This is a genomic window from Lentzea fradiae (genome assembly GCF_900100955.1).
In the GTDB taxonomy this organism is placed as follows: Bacteria; Actinomycetota; Actinomycetes; order Mycobacteriales; family Pseudonocardiaceae; genus Lentzea; species Lentzea fradiae.
Map to the genome: position 1 here is coordinate 591,044 of NZ_FNCC01000001.1, position 16,679 is coordinate 607,722.

Here is a 16,679-nt window from a genome sequence, read left to right on the forward strand (position 1 = left end):
CGGGAGGACGTGGCGGTCGCGCGCGCCCGTCTGCTCCTCGCTGCTCTCGTGGCCCCGAGCTCGCGAGGAGAGAGCTGTGACGGCGGTCGGCACAGTCGCCACCACCATGCGCGTCAAGAAACGCGACGGTTCGCTGGAACCGGTCGACCTGGACAAGATCGTGCGCGCCGTGGAGCGCTGCACGTCCGGTCTGCACGACGTCGACCCGTTGCGGGTCGCCACCAAGACGATCAGCGGCCTGTACGACGGCGCCACCACCGAGGAGCTGGACCGGCTGTCGATCCGGACGGCGGCCTCGCTCGTCGCGGAGGAGCCCGAGTACTCCAAGCTCGCGGCGGGTCTGCTCGCCGCGTACATCGAGAAGGAAGTGCGCCGTGAGGGCGTGCTGTCGTTCAGTCAGAGCATCGCGCTCGGTCATGCCGAGGGCCTGATCGGCGACGTCACGGCGGAGTTCGTCGCGGCCAACGCCCGCGAGCTCGACGACGCGATCGACGCGGACGGGGACCGCGGGTTCGAGTACTTCGGCCTGCGCACGGTCTACGACCGCTACCTGTTGCGCCACCCCGTGAAGCGGTCGGTGATCGAACGGCCGCAGTACTGGCTGCTGCGCGTGGCGTGCGGCCTGTCCCGCACCGCCGCCGAGGCCGTCGGCTTCTACCGGCTGATGTCGTCGCTGGCGTACCTGCCCAGCTCACCGACGTTGTTCAACTCCGGCACGGTGCACACCCAGATGTCGTCGTGCTACCTGCTGGACTCGCCGCGCGACGAGCTGGAGTCGATCTACGACCGGTACCGGCAGATCGCGCGGCTGTCGAAGTTCGCCGGCGGCATCGGCGTGCAGTGGTCACGGGTTCGTTCGCGCGGTGCGTTGATCCGCGGCACGAACGGCCATTCCAACGGGATCGTGCCGTGGTTGCGCACGCTCGACGCGTCGGTCTCCGCGGTCAACCAGGGCGGCCGGCGCAAGGGTGCGGCGTGCGTGTACCTGGAGACGTGGCACCCGGACGTCGAGGAGTTCCTGGAGCTGCGCGACAACACCGGGGAGGACGCGCGCCGCACGCACAACCTCAACCTGGCCAACTGGATCCCGGACGAGTTCATGCGCCGCGTCGAGGCGGACGGGGAGTGGTCGCTCATCGACCCGGACGAGGTGCCGGAGCTGACCGACCTGTGGGGTGACGAGTTCGACCGCGTCTACCGGGCCGCGGAGGAGGCGGGCCGGGTCGTCCGGACGGTGAAGGCCCGTGACCTCTACGGGCGGATGGTCCGCACGCTCGCCCAGACCGGCAACGGGTGGATGACGTTCAAGGACACGGCGAACCGCACGTGCAACCAGACGGCGTCGCCGGAGAACGTCGTGCACCTGTCGAACCTGTGCACGGAGATCCTCGAGGTGACCAGCGACGAGGAGACCGCGGTCTGCAACCTCGGCTCGGTCAACCTCGGTGCGCACGTCTCCGGTGGCGGAATGGACTGGGAACGCCTGCGCGCCACCGTCCGCACGGCCGTGGTGTTCCTCGACCGCGTGATCGACATCAACTACTACCCGACCGAGCAGGCGGCGCGGTCCAACCCGCGGTGGCGTCCGGTGGGCCTGGGCGTCATGGGGTTGCAGGACGTGTTCTTCCGGCTGCGCCTGCCGTTCGACTCGCCGGAGGCGCGGGAGCTGTCGACGCGCATCGCCGAGGAGGTCTACCTGACGGCGCTGGAGTCGTCGGCCGAGCTGGCCGCCGCGGCGGGCGCGCATCCGGCGTTCGCGGAGACCCGTGCGGCCAAGGGGGACCTCCAGCCGGACCTGTGGGGCGTCACGCCCACGCAGACCGAGCGCTGGGCCTCGCTGCGGGAACGCGTCAGCCTGCACGGGCTGCGCAACTCGCTGCTGGTGGCCATCGCGCCGACGGCGACGATCGCCTCGATCGCGGGCTGCTTCGAGTGCATCGAGCCGCAGGTGTCGAACACGTTCAAGCGCGAGACGTTGTCCGGCGAGTTCTTGCAGGTCAACTCGTACCTGGTGCGGGAGCTCAAGTCCCGCGGCCTGTGGACGGAGGCGGTCCGCGCCCGGCTCAAGCAGGACGACGGCTCCGCGCAGGGCCTCACCGAGCTGCCCGAGGACGTGCGCGCGTTGTTCCGCACCGCCTGGGAGCTTCCGCAGAAGGCGCTGATCGACCTCGCGGCGGCTCGCGGCCCGTACGTCGACCAGAGCCAGTCGCTGAACCTGTTCGTCGCGTCGCCGACGATCGGGAAGCTCTCGTCGATGTACCTCTACGCCTGGAAAGCCGGGCTCAAGACCACGTACTACCTGCGCTCCCGCCCGGCGACGCGCATCCAGCAGGCCACGGTCCCCGCGGTCGCGCCGACCGAGGCCGTCGCCTGCTCCCTGGAGAACCCCGAGTCCTGCGAGGCATGCCAGTGACCACTTTGGACAGCACCACCCGCCGCCACGCCCTGCTCGACCCCGGCATGGACCTCACGCTGCGGCCGATGCGCTACCCGTTGTTCTACGACCGGTTCCGCGACGCGATCAAGAACACCTGGACCGTCGAGGAGGTCGACCTGCACTCCGACCTCGCCGACCTCGGCAAGCTCTCGGAGGCCGAACGGCACCTCGTCAACCGGCTCGTGGCGTTCTTCGCGACCGGGGACACGATCGTCGCGAACAACCTGGTGCTCAACCTGTACGAGCACGTGAACGCCCCCGAGGCGCGGCTCTACCTGTCACGGCAGCTGTTCGAGGAGGCCGTGCACGTCCAGTTCTACCTGACGCTGCTCGACACCTACCTGCCCGACGAGAACGACAGGGCGGAGGCGTTCGCCGCCGTCGAGACGATCCCGTCGATCCGCGCCAAGGCCGAGTTCTGCTACAAGTGGATCGACTCGATCTCCTCGCTCACGGAGTTGCGCACCCGTGAAGACCGGCGGTCGTTCCTGCTCAACCTGATCTGCTTCGCGGCGTGCATCGAGGGCCTGTTCTTCTACGGCGCCTTCGCGTACGTGTACTTCCTGCGTTCGCGCGGGTTGCTGAACGGGCTCGCGTCGGGCACCAACTGGGTGTTCCGCGACGAGTCGATGCACATGGCGTTCGCCTTCGACGTGGTGGACACGGTGCGCCGCGAGGAACCCGACCTGTTCGACGACGCGTTGTACGACCAGGTGAAGGAGATGCTGCGCGAGGCGGTCGACGCCGAAGTGCAGTTCGCGGAGGACCTGCTCGGTGGCGGGGTCGCCGGGATGTCGGTGGCGGACATGCGGTCCTATTTGGAGCATGTCGCCGACCGGCGGTTGCAGGTGCTCGGCATCGAACCGGTCTACGGCTCCAAGAACCCGTTCGCGTTCATGGAGCTGCAGGACGTGCAGGAGCTGTCGAACTTCTTCGAGCGCCGGGTCTCGGCCTACCAGGTCGCGGTGAGCGGCACGGTGGCGTTCGACGAGGAGTTCTGAGCCGTGGCGTATTGGGGGCCGGGGCGGACGCCCCGGCCCTCCTTCGCGGTATCACCGGTCATCCGTTGCGCAACGCCTCCAGTGTGACGCCGCGCCGCCGCCGGACCAGCTCCCGCAACGTGCCGGCGTTGCGGTACCCGACTCGTCCAGCGATGGCGTCCGCGCTGAGCGTGGTGGTGCGCAACAGGTGCGTCGCCTCGTCGAGCCGGATGTCCTGGATGAAGTCGAGCGGTGACTTGCCCAGGACCGTCTGCGCGGTGCGTTGCAGGGTGCGTGTGCTGACGCCCAGGGCACGGGCGGCATGGGTGAGCGGCGGCGGGTCGGCGAGGTGCGCCCGTGCCCACCGTTCGAAGGCGGTCATCAGCGGGTCCGCCCGCGCCAGCTGGGTGGGGAGGGCGAACGCGGCCTGCGACGGCCGGTCGCCGATCAGCAGGTAGCGGGCGACCAGGTCGGCGAGGTCGAGGCTGCGCTGCCGCACGATCCACAGCGCCAGGTCGATGTGCGCGAAGGCCGCTCCGGCGGTGGTGCGGTGGTCCTCGTCGACCAGCGTCCGCGAGTCCTCCAGCTCGACGGACGGGTAGCGCTGCCGGAAGGCGGGGCCCAGCCACCAGCTCGTCGTGGCCCGCCTGCCGTCCAGCACCCCTGCCTCGGCGAGGAAGAACGCGCCGCTGCATGCCGCCGCCAACGCGGTTCCGGTGGCGGCGGCGGACGTCGCCAGGTCGAGGACCCAGGCGTGGGCGGGGTCGCGCATCGCCGCCACGACCTGCTCCGGTGTCCGGAACCCGACCGCGGGCAGGACGACGAGGTCCACATCGGACTCCAGCTCCGTGACCGGGACGGTGGTCAGGACGAGTCCGTTGCCCGTGCGGACCTCCGTTCCCGCGCCGACCACCGTCACCGAGGTGAGCTGCCCGTCGCCCGCGCTGAGCGCGTTCGCGGCGCCCAGCACGTCCATGATCGCCGCGAACCCGGAGTCGAACGTGCCGTCGATGGCCGCTACCGCGATGCGCATGTCGCAAACGATACTCAGAACGTCGTTTACGCCACTCCTCGCAGCCCTGCCGGTCTCCTAACTTGATCAGCGAGCCGGGACACCAGGTCCGCGGCGAGCGAAAGAGGAGATCGTCATGGCGCTGAAGCTCGGTGTGCTGGCCCTGCTGACCGCGGAGAAGGGCAAGGAGGCGGAGCTGGCCGCCTTCCTCAAGTCCGGCCGCGACGTCGTCGAGGACGAGCCGGGCACCAAGGTCTGGTACGGCTTCCAGGTCGACGAGTCGACGTTCGGCATCTTCGACGCCTTCGACGACGAGGAGGCACGACAGGCCCACCTCACCGGCAAGATCCCCGCCGCACTGTCCGAAGTGGCCTCCGGCCTGCTCGCCACGGCCCCGGACATCCGCGCGGTCGACGTGCTCACGTTCAAGCACACCGCCTGAGGGTCAGGCGCCGGGCTGCCAGGAGGCGAGCAACGACGACCGCGCCTCCTCGTACTGCGCGGCCAGCTGCTCGACCAGCTCCGCCACCGTCGAACGGCGCCGGATGGCGCCGATGCCCTGACCGGAACCCCAGATGTCGCGCCACGCCTTGGCTTCGGTGTTCCCGCCGGAGCCGAAGTTCATGACGGACGGGTCGGACTCGGGCAACGCGTCGGGGTCGAGTCCCGCGGCGGCGATGCTGCCGCGGAGGTAGTTGCCGTGGACGCCGGTGAACAGGTTGCTGTAGACGATGTCGCGGGCGGTGCTGTCGACGATCATCTGCTTGTACGCGTCGGCCGTGCGCGCCTCCTCGGTGGCGAGGAACGCCGAGCCGACGTACGCGAGGTCGGCACCGGCCGCCTGCGCGGCGAGCACCGCGCGTCCGTGCGCCAGCGCCCCGGACAGCAGCAGCGGTCCGTCGAACCACTGCCGGATCTCCTGCACCAGCGCGAAAGGCGACTGCGTGCCGGCGTGGCCACCCGCTCCGGCGGCGACGGCGATGATGCCGTCGGCGCCCTTGTCGACGGCCTTGCGGGCGAACTCGTTCGTGATGACGTCGTGCAGCACGATGCCGCCGTACGAGTGCACCGCGTCGTTGATCTCGGGCCGCGCGCCCAGCGACGTGATCACGATCGGCACCTTGTGCTCGACGATGACCTGCATGTCCTGGTCGAGCCGGTCGTTCGAGCGGTGGACGATCTGGTTGACGGCGTAAGGCGCGACGAACCGGTCGGGGTGCTCGGCGCGGTACTTGTCGTTCTCCTCGTCGATCTGCTGGAGCCAGTCGGCCAGCAGCGACGCCGGACGCGCGTTGAGCGCGGGGAACGACCCGATGACGCCCGCCCGGCACTGCGCCCCGACGAGCTCGGGCCCTGAGCAGAGGAACAGCGGCGACGCCACGACCGGCACGCGGAGGTCGCCTGCGAGAGCTGGGGGCAGTGCCATCGGGAGTCCTTTCACGGGGAGTGCGCACCGCAGGGGTGCCTACTGGACAGTAACCAGCCGCGGCCGTTTATGCAACGAGTTGCACAAACGGCCGCGCCGCCGTGGTCGACCTCCTAGGATGAACGGGTGTCACTGCGGTTCGCGATCATCACCTCGTTGCTGGAGCGAGAGGCCACGGGGCTGGAGCTGACGCGCCGCTTCGACCGCTCCTTCGGCTACTTCTGGCCCGCGTCGCACCAGCAGATCTACCGCGAGCTGCGCAGCCTGCTGGACGCCGGGCTCATCGAGGAGAAGGGCGACCCCGCCAGGCCGGGACGCGGCCAGCCGCGCGTGGTCGGCGTCACGGAGGAGGGCGTCGCGAGCCTGCGGCGGTGGATCGGCGAGCTCGACGAGCCCCGCCCCGAACGGTCCTCGCTCGCGGTCCGGATCCGTGCCGCGGCGGCGACCGGTGAGCTCGGCGGCGTCGAGGACGCGGTGAGGCGCCACCTGGCGGCGCACACCGCGACCCTGGAGACCTACCGCGAGATCGAGCGCCGCGACTTCGCCGACCGGCTGCTCGACGCCGAGGGGGAGCTGCACCACCTCGTCCTGCGGTCCGGGCTGGCGAACGAGCAGGCGTGGATCGGGTGGTGCGAAGACGCCTTGGAGCTCCTCCAACGCCTGCGCCGCTCCGAGTAGACCCGGCTCGTTGTCCGAAACCGAAAACCGGTGACCCGCGGTTGTCGGGAACGGACAACCGGTCCGGTCCCGTGCCGCGGCACCCTGGAACCAGGTGCTCCGGACTTCGGGCACGACGGTCTCACAGGAAGGGTCGACATGAGCTCCAGCCAGGCAGGACCACACCTCGCGCCCATCGGTGACGGGCCGGTCGTGGCCGACGACGGGGCGCGCGTCGCGCTGCTGTGGGACGAACCCGCTCACGTGACCGCCGAGATCCCCTCGCCAAGGCACGACGTGGTCGAGGTCTGGGGTCATGGCTCGTTCCCGGCCAGCGACCCGCCCGCCAACTGGTAGCCCGCCCTACGCCGGTTCCACCCGCAGCGTCACGGTCCGGTTGAGCGCGGGATCGGCGCTCGCGTGCGGCAGGTCCGCCTGCTCTGCCGACCGCAGCACGAACGCGGCCGGTGGCTGCTCACCCGCCTCGGCGAGCACCTCGGCCGCTGCCGCCGTCGAACCGCCGGTCGCCGGGGTCGCACGGACCGTGCACCGGGAGCTGAAGTCCGTCCGGCTGGTTCGGGACGTGCTGACGGACGGTGGTCTGTCCGAACCGGACGGTCGCGGCCGAGCGGGAGGGGGATCTGGCGCTTCCGCCCGTCACGTGAGGCATGTGCCCACAAGCCGACCGGGGTCCGGACGTACACTCCGGACCCGGTCAGGACGAGAGCATCCGCCTGCCGGGTGACATCGGGAGGCGGTAGTGGTGCACGAGGCGGTACGTCGGCTCGCGGAGGCGACGGGGTGGACCGGACGGTCCTACGTGGACACGGACTGGAACGTCGTGCACGCGAAGCTAGGATTCGAGCTGCCGTCCGACTACCGCGACCTGCACGCGGTCTTCCCGCCCGGCTCGTTCTGCGCGGCGGGTGTCCTGAACGGCGTGATGGTCCAGCCGCCGTACCGGGTGGACGGGGAGCCGGACCTGCTGCACCAGTTCGAGGTCGAGGCGCAGGAGACCGAGGACTGGCGGCGGGAGCACCCGGAGGACGTGCCGGAGGGCATGGTCCCGTGGGCGCGCGGGGATCGCGAGGGGCTGTTCTGGGTGCGCCGGTCGCCCGACCCGGAGCAGTGGACCGTCGCGGTCTCCAGCGCCGGGATCTGGGGGGATGACGACGCGCCGGTGGTGGAGGAGTTCGACTGCGGTGCGGCCGAGTTCCTCCTCGGCTTCGTGACCGGCCGCCTGCACAGCCGGGTGCTCGGACCGGTCGAGCCCGATGGCGGTGCCGCGGGGTTCCGGCCGATCGACGAGGCGGAGTGGCTCGGCTTCTGCGAGGTCAGCTCGCCGACCCTGCGCAAGGTCTCGCTGCCCGCGCGGGACGGCGGGAACCTGGCCGAGGTGCTCGGGTGGTCCGGCACACCGAAGTGGCTGCCGGACTGGGACGTCGCGGAGAGGCTCCTCGGCCTGGCGTTGCCGGGCGACTACAAGGAGCTGCTCAGCACGGTGCCCGTCGGTGTCTACGCCGGCACGGTGCTGCTCGGACCTCCGACGCCCAAAGGCCACCAAAACGACCTGCTCGCCGAGCACCGCGCGTTCATGTCGGAGCTGAGGACCAGGGCCGACGACCTGCCGTACGCGGTCTTCCCGGAACTTCCAGGGCTGCTGCCGTGGGCCGAGTTCAGCCACCGGATGGCCGGTGAGCTGTTCTGGCTGGCGGACGAGGGTGACCCGGACTCCTGGCCGGTGGTGGTGCGCGGCGCGGACGGCAACTGGGAGGAGTTCGACGTCGGGGTGGCCGCCTTCCTGGCCGCGCTGGTGCGCGACGAGCTGCCCAGCGAGCTGGTCGCGTACAAGCCGGGTGCGCCCGCCTATCGGACGCTCCAGGACCTGCCGGGGGCACCGAGTAACACCGGCAGCTAGAAGGGTCGCGCCGCAACGGTTGACCTTCCAGTGGCTGCAAGGTCGAGGATTCCTCCGTGGACGAAAGCACTGAACTCCTCACCATCGGCCAGCTGGCCCGCCGGACGGGCCTGTCGGCGCGCACGCTGCGGTTCTGGTCGAACGAGGGCGCCATCACCCCTGCGGGCCGCACGGCGAGCGGCTACCGCCTCTACGACTCCGAGTGCGTCGCCCGCGTCGAGCTGGTCCGGACCTTGCGGGAGCTGGGTTTCGGGCTCGACGACGTGCGCAGGGTGCTGGAGCGCCAGGTCACCGTCGCCGAGGTCGCCTCCGCGCACGTGGCGGCGATCGACGCGCAGATCCGTTCCCTCAAGGTGAGCAGGGCCGTCCTGTCGACCGTGGCGAAACGCCGCTCCACCACCGAGGAGACAGCACTGATGAACCGGCTTGCGCGTCTGTCCGCCGCCGACCGGCTGCGGATCGTCGAGGAGTTCAAGGAGGAGGTGTTCGGCCGGCTCGACCTCGAACCCCGGCTGCGCGACCGGGTCCGCGAGCTCACCGTCGACCTGCCCGACGATCCCTCGCCCGACCAGGTCGACGCCTGGGTCGAGCTGGCGGAGCTCGTGCGGGACCCGGGTTTCCGCGACCGGATGAGGACCTTCCTGGAGCTCAGCCTCCCCGTGTCCGGTCAGACGGCGAAGCCGCCCGGCGCGAACATCTGGTGGGCTCGTCAGGTCGTGCAGGACGTCGCGGAGGCCAGGTCCCGCGGCACGGAGCCCGGCGACCCCGCCGCGGCGGAGCTGGTCGCGGCCTGCTTCCCGGATGCCGATCTCAGCGCGGTGCTGCGGTCGGTGGAGGCCGGGATCGCGGCCGGGGCGGAGCGGTACCGCTCGCTCGTCGGTCGTGTGCAGGGCAGGCGCGCCGCGCCGGAGGCCACCGAGGAGCTGCACTGGCTGGCCGAGGCCCTCCGCGCGGCCGTCGACCGCGAAACCGGTCTGCGGTAGCCGCGGCGGTCCACTGAGGACAGCCGGGTCAGGGGCGGCGGGCGAGGTAGACGGTGTTGGTGGAGTCGGTGCCCTGCAACCGGTTGGGGAAGCGGACGACCTCGGCGCGCACGTCGGTGAAGGCCGTCGCGAGCGTGTCCGCGTACTCGGTCTCCGGCGGGTCGTTCGACCACAGCGCGAAGATCCCGTCCGGCCGGAGCAGCTCCGCGAGGCGCCGCACGCCCTCGGGCGCGTAGAAGTCGGCGTTGTCCGGGTGCAGCAGGTGCCGCGGGGAGTGGTCGATGTCCACCACGATCGCGTCGAACGTCCTGCCGGGCAGCTCCGGGTCGAACCCCCGCCCGGAGCGCAGCATCGCGAAGAGGTCGCCGTGGACGAGCCGGCACCGCGGGTCGGCCGCCAGCGCCTCCCCGCCGGGGACCAGGCCCTGGCGGTGCCAGTCGATCACCTCGCCGAGGGCGTCGACGACCACGAGCGAGCTGACGCGCGGATCTTCCAGCACGGTCTGCGCGGTGTAGCCGAGGCCGAGGCCGCCCACGGCCACGTCCAGCGAGGCGCCGGGCAGCCCGGCGAGCGCGAGGCGGGCCAGCTCCACCTCGGCGACGGTGAACAGGCTCGACATCAGGAACTCGTCGCCGAGCTTGACCTCGTGGATCTCCTCGCCGGTGCCGGGGTCGACCCGGCGGCGCAGGGTGAGCTCGCCCAGCGGCGTGCGGTGGTACGCGAGTTCCCGGAAGCGTGAGCTCATGCGGCGGCACAGTACCTCCCGGCCCGGGACCCGTTCGGGCGACCCCTTCCGGCGATACCGCCCATCGGTTTTTTCGCGCACCATTCGGAGCAATCGAATTTTGGAGCGCCGTTGGAGATTTCTTGGAATGGGCGGGCAGACTCCTCGATGTCAGTTGAACAGCGGAGGGAGGAACTCTCATGAAGCCCCAGGCGAAGATGAAGCGCATCACGATTCGCAAGGTGGGTCCGGTCCGCCTCACGGCGGCCGCCTGCTCGCAGTACAACGTCAAGCCGGCCTAAGGCGCGACGCGGACGCGCCGGGCCACCGCGCCCGGCGCGTCCGACCTGACACCAGGGGAGGAGACGGCGTGACCGAGATCGACCTCGACCGGCCGGTGCCGCTGCACCCGCTGGTGTTCCTGGAGGACGGCGACGAGGTGACGATCGGCCGTCCCGACATCGACTCGTACGGCATGTTCCCCGGTGAGGGCGCCGCGCTCGTGCGCAGGCTGGTCGAAGGCGACACCCCGCGCGAGGCCGCGGCGTGGTTCGAGCGCGAGTACGGCGAGGAGGTCGACATCGAGGACGTCCTCGCGGGCCTCGACGAGCTCGACCTGGTGCGCAGGACGGGGGAGGAGATCGTCGCCACCACCGCTCCCGTGCGGTTCGGGCGGCTCGGCGCCGCGTTGTTCTCGCCCTTCGCGTGGGCCGCCTACGCCGTTCTGGCGGGGTGGGCGTTGTTCGTGATGGTGGCGAACGCGGATTTGCGGCCGACCTACCACAACATTTTCTTCTCCGATTACTACATGGTCATCCAGGTCGGGCTGTTCCTGGCCGCCATTCCCCTTCTTTTTCTGCACGAGTCGTTCCACGCGCTCGCGGGACGAAGGCTCGGCGTCCGGTCGCGGTTGCGGATCGGCAGACGCCTCTACTTCATCGTCCTGGAGACGTCGCTCGACGGTCTCGTGGCCGTGCCACGCGCGAAGCGGTACCTGCCGATCGTCGCGGGGCTGCTGGCCGACGTCCTCGGCATCGCCGCGTGCACCGTCGCCGCCGACCTGACGCGCCACCCGGACGGCTCGCTGTCGGGTGCCGGGAGGTTCCTGCTGGCCGTGGCGTTCGCCGCGCTGCTGCGGGTCATCTGGCAGTTCTTCCTCTACCTGCGCACGGACGTCTACGTCCTCGTCAGCACGGTGCTGGGCTGCGTCGACCTGCACGGGGCCGCGATGCGGATCGTGAAGAACAGGTTCCGGCGGCTGGCCGGCAAGCCGGAGGAGGACGAGTCGGTGCTGCACCCGGTCGACCGGCAGGTGGCGCGCTGGTACTCGTGGCTCGTCGTCGTCGGGTACACCGCGAGCCTCACGACGTTCGCGCTCGCGGGTGCCCCGGTGCTCTACCGGTTCGTCACCGGTGTCCTCGGGCGGCTCACGGGTGACGGCGTGCCGACGGCCCAGCTGCTCGACTCGATCGTCTTCGGCGGTGTCGCGCTCGCGCAAGGCGCCGTGCTCGGCTGGCTGATGGTCAGGGAACGCGTGCGGGCGCGCCGCGACCGTCGCCTGCACCACGTCATTCACTGAAAGGACGCACCCCATGGACAGCCGCTACTGGATCCGCGCCGACCGGCGGCGCGACCGGGCCCACGCCCTCGCCGCACTGGACCTGCCGCCGGTCTGGGCGGTCCTCGACGCCCACCGGCGGCTGCGCGGACCGTACACGGCTGCCGGGACGCTGCTCCGGCAGATCGCCGACGACCTGCTGCGGCGGTGCCCCGAGCTGGGGGAGCGGCACAACATCGAGCTGCTGACCAGCACGCCGGAGCTGGCGGGCCGGGTGCCGAGCGCCTGGCACACGCTGGAGTGGGCGGTGCAGGACAACGAGCGCACCCGCTACTACTCCCGCCTGCACACCCGCAACATCGCCAACGGCCTGGCCGAGCTGCTGCGCGACTACCTGGCCGCCCTCGGCGGTGGGCCGCGCACGCTCGTGTTCGAGAACGCCCACGAGGCCGACCCGTCCGACCAGGAGCTCATCGCCGTGCTGCTGCGCCGCGGCGACCTCCCCGGCCTCTGCGTCGTCGTGGGCACGAGCCGGGAGCCGCTCGTGGACCCGCGTGGCGAGATCGACGTGTCGCTGGCGGCGACGATCGCCGCGTGCGCCGAGGTCGTCGAGGCGCAGGCAGGCGAGGACGAGCCGCTGCCGGAGAACCCCGCCCAGACCTATGTGGACAGTGACGGCACGGCGGACGACCCGCGGCTGCTCGCCGCCTACCTCGACCTGCCCGCCGAGGCCCGTGCGGCACTGCACGACGCGAGGGCCGAGCTGCTCTCGGCCGAGGACGGGTTCTCGTTGCGCCTCGGCGCCATCCCGTACCACCTGGAGCACGGCAGCGACCCGGCGGGAGCGGGCGCGCAGGCGCTGCGGGTCGCGCTGGACCACTGCCACAAGGTCGGGCTCTACCAGGGCGCCGCGGAGCACGGCCTGCGCGGCCGGGCGGTGGCGGACCGCGAGGCCGACCCGGACCTGTGGTGGCACCTCACCTTCCAGACCGGCATCGTGCTGGCCGCCGTCGGCCGTGCCGCCGAGGCCGACGCGCTGTACCTGGAGGGGCGCTCGGCCTCGACCGACCCGGCCGTCCAGCTGGAGCTCGCGTACTCGACGGCCATGCTGCACGCCCGGCACTACCCGGAGGCCGAACGCGACTACGTCCGTGCGAGGGCGTGGATGAACCTCGCCATCGCCATCGCGTCGCAGCTCGACGACCCGAAGAAGGAAGCGTTCCAGTCGGTCTTCACCCGCAACGGCCTCGCGCTGGTCGAGGTGCGGGAACGGAAGCCGGAGGTGGCGCTCGCCCTGGTGAACGAGGGGATGGAGCGGCTCGACCGCGAGCTCGACGCGGACGAGCACCGGCTGCACCGCCTGGTGCTGCGCTACAACCGGGCGCAGGTCTACGGCGCGATGGGCCGCCTGGACGAGGCGCTCGCCGACTACAGCTACGTCCTCGAACGCGACCCGAACTTCCCCGAGCACCACTTCAACGTCGGCAACGTGCTGCGCCGGCTCGGCCGCGTCGAGGAGGCGATCGAGGCGTACCAGGAGGCGCTGCGCCTCTCCCCGCCGTTCCCCGAGGCGTACTACAACATCGGAGACTCCCGGCTCGCGCTCGGCGACGTCGAGGGCGCGATGGCGGACTTCGGCTACGTCATCGAGCTGGACCCGAAGCACGTGGACGCCAGGATCAACCGCGCGGGCCACCTGCTGGACCAGGGCGACGCCGAGGGCGCGTGGCGCGACGTCTCCGCCGCGCTCGAGGTCGCGCCGGACAACGCGCACCTGTTGTGCCTCAAGGGCCAGCTGCTCGCCGAGAAGGACGAGTACGCGGCGGCGTCCGAGGCGCTGGAGGAAGCGGTGCGGCGCAACGACGGGTTGGCCGAGGCGTGGGCGATCCGCGGCACGATCGCGGTGGCCTCCGGCGAGCTGAACGCCGCGATCAACTACCTGAGCAGGGCGATCACGCTCGACGACAACCCGGAGGTCCGCTACAACCGCGCGATCGCCTACGAGGAGTCCGGTGAGCTGGCCGCGGCGATCCTCGACTACGACGCGGTCCTCGCGGTGAGCGACGACGAGGACGCGAGGCAGCGCAGGGAACTCTGCGCCGCGGCGGCAGTGAGCTAGGGGAGACGCCGTGACCGCAACGGAGGACGTGGCCGCCGGACTTGCGGTGGCCACGTTCACCGACGCCATGAGCAGGCTCGTCTCCGGCCTCGCCGTCGTCACCACCCGGCAGGACAACGGCACGCCGTGCGGGCTGCTCGTCTCCTCGATCTGCTCCTACAGCGTGAACCCGCCGTCCGTGCTGGTCGTCGTCGACCACGCGTCACGGTGCCACGAACCGTTGAGGCGCAGCACGGAGTTCGGCGTGCACCTGCTCGGCATCGCACAGGAACGCACCGCGCGGACCTTCGCGAGCAGAGGAGCCGACAAGTTCGCCGACGTGGCCTGGGAGTGGGACGGCTCCGTGCCGCGGTTGTGCCCGGCGCCCATCTACCTGCGGTGCACCACCACCGCGCTGTTCGGGCACGGCGACCACACCGTGCTGATCGGTGAGGTGACGCGCACCGAGGTGGAGGACGCCGAGCCGCTCGTCTTCTACCGCCGCCTGCTCGACTGGCGGCTACGGGGAACCGGTGCCCGCCGGCGGTAGCCCGGAGAGCGCCCGTTCGTGCCGGTGCGCCCGGTCGAACGGGTCCTCGCCGTTGAGGATCAGCTGGTGCAGCGCCTTGAGTCGCGGCCCCGGCTCGATGCCCGCCTGGTTGGACAGCAACCGGTAGGCCCTGGCGTAGGCCGTCAAGGCGTCCGCGCGCCGTTCCGCCTGGCACAGCGCCAGCATCAGCTGCTCGTGGAACCTCTCCCAGCACGGGTAGGTCTGGCATAGCTCTTCCAGGTCGAACACGGCCAGGTGCCCGTCACCGGCGCACAGCATCACGTCGAACCGGTTGCGCAGCAGCTCCAGGTACTCCTTCTCCAGCCGGGTGACGTCGTGGTCGAACATCCCCGTGTCGTTGAGGTCCGCCAGCGGCGACCCCCGCCACAGGCACAGGGCGGTCGTGAACTTCTCCCTCGCGGTCCGGCAGTCACCCGCGGCCATCGCCACCTGGCCCTGCCTCGACAGCTCCCGGAACCGCGTCAGGTCGAGCTGGTGCGGCTCCAGGCGGAGCACGTAGCCGGAGGGACGCGTGCTCAGCACGGGGTGCGAGGCCCGTGACCGGCCCCAGCCGGGCGTGAGCACCCGCCGCACGGCCGTGACGTACCCGTGCAGGGCCGCGACCGCTGACCGGGGAGCGTCACGGGACCAGAGCTGGTCCACGATGCGACTGGTCGGAACGAACTCGTTGGCGTGCAACGCGAGCAGTGCCAGCAGCGCCCGTTGCTTGGGCGCTGACGGTGTGCAGCGCCGGGCGCCTCTTGTGACTTCGAACGTGCCCAGGACCCGGAAGTGCGGCGGTTCATCTTCCGTTGCCACCTGCTCACCTCCTTCCGTTATGTCGGACTGCGAGTGTCAACCAGGTGCCGACCGTTAGGTAGGGCCCTCACCGAAACTGCCGGTGCGCGTGGAATGGCTTGCAACGCAAAGGATTCGGCATTCAGCCCACCCGTCACCCGACTGGCTCGCCGACCCGACAGACGGCGTGGTCCGAACGCCGGTCAAATGGGGCCGTCCGATGTAACGGGCGCGGACTCCGCGCGGCGTGCGGCGGTTTCGGGCGGCAGTAATCCATCCACAGTGGACTCTGCCGGTATCGGCAGGACGTGACCCGGTCGGCGCAACCTGTTGACACGCGCCCGAGTTCAGTGGCCGTTCACTCCGCGTCCAGACCGCGGGAGCACCGTGACCGCAGTGGTCCTCGACAACTTTGGAGGTGCTCCACAGATGTTCCGGAAACTGGCGGCATCACTGGCGACGGCACTGGTCGCCGCGGCATCCGTCGCGCTACCCGCCGCGCCCGCACAGGCGGAGCCGGTCCGTGCCGGCACCGGAGACGGCCCTGTCGTCTTCACCAGGTCCACCGGCCTGGGCATGCAGGACGTGATCACCTGCACCGGCACCTCGGACAACCCGCACAACTCCTCCGGCACCCCGAGCGCCGTCACGGGCAAGTCGCGCAGCTCCTGCACGGCACCCGTCGCCGAGATCCGCGCCCAGGCGGAGCTGTGGCGCTACCTGGAGGGCTACGGCTTCGTCCAGACGGCCATCGGCTCGCTCGCCGCCGCCCCCAACTCCGCGGGCCCCATGCCGTCCACCGCCTTCGACATCTGCCAGGGGCGCCTCGCCTACTGGGTGACAGTCGGACGCCACACCTTCTACGCGCCACCCGGCTACTCGCCGCCCAAGATCACGCTCGTGACCGAGACGCCCCCTGTCGGCGTGAACTGCTAGGCACGCTTCCAGAACTGCTGTCCGTAACACCCCGCTCCGTTCGCAACTCTCTTTCGTGTTTCCCGTGTAGGACGCGGGGCCCCTACGTACCATGTACGGAAACGTAGGGCCCCCGCGTTCCCAAGCCGCGTCACGCGGAGTGGGCGGGACCGCCTGGGTGGGTGACACGCGGGCGGGTGTGTGGCGGAGAGGGACAGCGCTTCCGGCGGAGTGCTCAGTCCCCTGACTGGCTCAACGCGTCGAGGCCGTCCTGCCACCGCTGCCGCCGTTCGCCCGCCGACTGCTCCCACCACGGGGTGCCCCGCTCCCCGAGGGCGGTCTTCGCGAGGTGCACCCGTGCGCGAGCTTCCCGCTCCGCCTCGGCGTCCTGGGCGCGCAGGGCGGCCCCGACGTCCCTGCGCGCCGCCATCAGGAGGCGGCGCAGCCGTGCCGCGGCCTCGGGCGGGATCTCGGGGTCGGTCGCCCGCCACCGCCTGCCGTCGATGACGACGAAGTGCCCGTCCGGCGTGTGCTCCTGCTCAGCCACCACCCCAGGATCGCACCGATCCGGGGGCCGGGCAGCGAGGCCGTTCCGCTCGGGCCTCGTGGAACACCATGTCCAC

Annotated in this window: 17 protein-coding genes; 11 read left to right on the forward strand and 6 right to left on the reverse strand. The window is 70.9% G+C overall.

Annotation, left to right across the window (positions count from 1 at the left end; all coding sequences use genetic code 11):
• The first annotated feature begins 76 nt into the window (after positions 1-76).
• Complete coding sequence (locus tag BLT23_RS02770) at positions 77-2,413, forward strand: ribonucleoside-diphosphate reductase subunit alpha (protein WP_245743494.1); 2,337 nt, start codon at positions 77-79, stop codon at positions 2,411-2,413.
• The gene (locus BLT23_RS02775) at positions 2,410-3,438 is read left to right on the forward strand and encodes a ribonucleotide-diphosphate reductase subunit beta (RefSeq protein ID WP_245743497.1); all 1,029 of its coding nucleotides are present in this window, start codon (positions 2,410-2,412) and stop codon (positions 3,436-3,438) included. The genes BLT23_RS02770 and BLT23_RS02775 overlap by 4 nt, the downstream gene beginning before the upstream one ends.
• 58 nt (positions 3,439-3,496) lie before the next feature.
• Here the strand turns inward: BLT23_RS02775 and BLT23_RS02780 are convergent, their stop codons facing one another.
• On the reverse strand, positions 3,497-4,450 hold the full coding sequence (locus BLT23_RS02780) for a GlxA family transcriptional regulator (protein ID WP_090045166.1): 954 nt from the start codon (positions 4,448-4,450) through the stop codon (positions 3,497-3,499).
• 115 nt (positions 4,451-4,565) lie between these two features.
• Between BLT23_RS02780 and BLT23_RS02785 the strand changes: the two genes are divergently transcribed.
• On the forward strand, positions 4,566-4,871 hold the full coding sequence (locus BLT23_RS02785; protein WP_090045170.1) for a putative quinol monooxygenase: 306 nt from the start codon (positions 4,566-4,568) through the stop codon (positions 4,869-4,871).
• A 3-nt stretch (positions 4,872-4,874) separates the two neighbouring features.
• Here the strand turns inward: BLT23_RS02785 and BLT23_RS02790 are convergent, their stop codons facing one another.
• A complete protein-coding gene (locus BLT23_RS02790) occupies positions 4,875-5,855 on the reverse strand; it encodes an NAD(P)H-dependent flavin oxidoreductase (RefSeq protein WP_090045173.1) in 981 nt (326 codons plus the stop codon).
• A gap of 126 nt (positions 5,856-5,981) precedes the next feature.
• Between BLT23_RS02790 and BLT23_RS02795 the strand changes: the two genes are divergently transcribed.
• Both BLT23_RS02795 and BLT23_RS02800 read left to right on the forward strand, forming a co-directional pair.
• On the forward strand, positions 5,982-6,533 hold the full coding sequence (locus tag BLT23_RS02795; RefSeq protein WP_090045176.1) for a PadR family transcriptional regulator: 552 nt from the start codon (positions 5,982-5,984) through the stop codon (positions 6,531-6,533).
• A 138-nt stretch (positions 6,534-6,671) separates the two neighbouring features.
• The gene (locus BLT23_RS02800; protein WP_090045179.1) at positions 6,672-6,869 is read left to right on the forward strand and encodes a hypothetical protein; all 198 of its coding nucleotides are present in this window, start codon (positions 6,672-6,674) and stop codon (positions 6,867-6,869) included.
• A gap of 6 nt (positions 6,870-6,875) precedes the next feature.
• Here BLT23_RS02800 and BLT23_RS41990 read toward each other — a convergent pair whose 3' ends face one another.
• The gene (locus BLT23_RS41990; RefSeq protein ID WP_281248815.1) at positions 6,876-7,007 is read right to left on the reverse strand and encodes a hypothetical protein; all 132 of its coding nucleotides are present in this window, start codon (positions 7,005-7,007) and stop codon (positions 6,876-6,878) included.
• Positions 7,008-7,275: 268 nt separating this feature from the next.
• Between BLT23_RS41990 and BLT23_RS02805 the strand changes: the two genes are divergently transcribed.
• Both BLT23_RS02805 and BLT23_RS02810 read left to right on the forward strand, forming a co-directional pair.
• A complete protein-coding gene (locus BLT23_RS02805; protein WP_143035788.1) occupies positions 7,276-8,430 on the forward strand; it encodes an SMI1/KNR4 family protein in 1,155 nt (384 codons plus the stop codon).
• 56 nt (positions 8,431-8,486) lie between these two features.
• Entirely contained in the window at positions 8,487-9,413 is a 927-nt protein-coding gene (locus BLT23_RS02810) for a helix-turn-helix domain-containing protein (protein WP_090045185.1), read from the forward strand.
• 28 nt (positions 9,414-9,441) lie between these two features.
• Here BLT23_RS02810 and BLT23_RS02815 read toward each other — a convergent pair whose 3' ends face one another.
• Complete coding sequence (locus tag BLT23_RS02815) at positions 9,442-10,158, reverse strand: spermine/spermidine synthase domain-containing protein (protein WP_090045188.1); 717 nt, start codon at positions 10,156-10,158, stop codon at positions 9,442-9,444.
• A 349-nt stretch (positions 10,159-10,507) separates the two neighbouring features.
• Here BLT23_RS02815 and BLT23_RS02820 point away from each other — a divergent pair, with 349 nt between their 5' ends.
• The 3 genes from BLT23_RS02820 to BLT23_RS02830 are packed head-to-tail and all read left to right on the forward strand — an operon-like array spanning position 10,508 to position 14,343.
• The gene (locus tag BLT23_RS02820) at positions 10,508-11,716 is read left to right on the forward strand and encodes a hypothetical protein (protein ID WP_090045191.1); all 1,209 of its coding nucleotides are present in this window, start codon (positions 10,508-10,510) and stop codon (positions 11,714-11,716) included.
• 13 nt (positions 11,717-11,729) lie between these two features.
• Positions 11,730-13,814, forward strand: coding sequence for a tetratricopeptide repeat protein (locus tag BLT23_RS02825; protein WP_090045194.1), 2,085 nt, complete (start codon positions 11,730-11,732; stop codon positions 13,812-13,814).
• Positions 13,815-13,824: 10 nt separating this feature from the next.
• Positions 13,825-14,343 (forward strand): flavin reductase family protein, encoded by a 519-nt coding sequence (locus tag BLT23_RS02830; protein WP_143035789.1) that lies wholly within the window; start codon positions 13,825-13,827, stop codon positions 14,341-14,343.
• Here the strand turns inward: BLT23_RS02830 and BLT23_RS02835 are convergent.
• Complete coding sequence (locus tag BLT23_RS02835) at positions 14,314-15,162, reverse strand: AfsR/SARP family transcriptional regulator (protein ID WP_090045200.1); 849 nt, start codon at positions 15,160-15,162, stop codon at positions 14,314-14,316. The two genes, BLT23_RS02830 and BLT23_RS02835, sit on opposite strands and share 30 nt — an antisense overlap.
• 408 nt (positions 15,163-15,570) lie before the next feature.
• Between BLT23_RS02835 and BLT23_RS02840 the strand changes: the two genes are divergently transcribed.
• Positions 15,571-16,077, forward strand: coding sequence for a hypothetical protein (locus BLT23_RS02840; protein WP_090045203.1), 507 nt, complete (start codon positions 15,571-15,573; stop codon positions 16,075-16,077).
• Between the two features lie 214 nt (positions 16,078-16,291).
• Here BLT23_RS02840 and BLT23_RS40495 read toward each other — a convergent pair whose 3' ends face one another.
• A complete protein-coding gene (locus BLT23_RS40495) occupies positions 16,292-16,603 on the reverse strand; it encodes a hypothetical protein (RefSeq protein ID WP_090045729.1) in 312 nt (103 codons plus the stop codon).
• Positions 16,604-16,679: the final 76 nt, after the last annotated feature.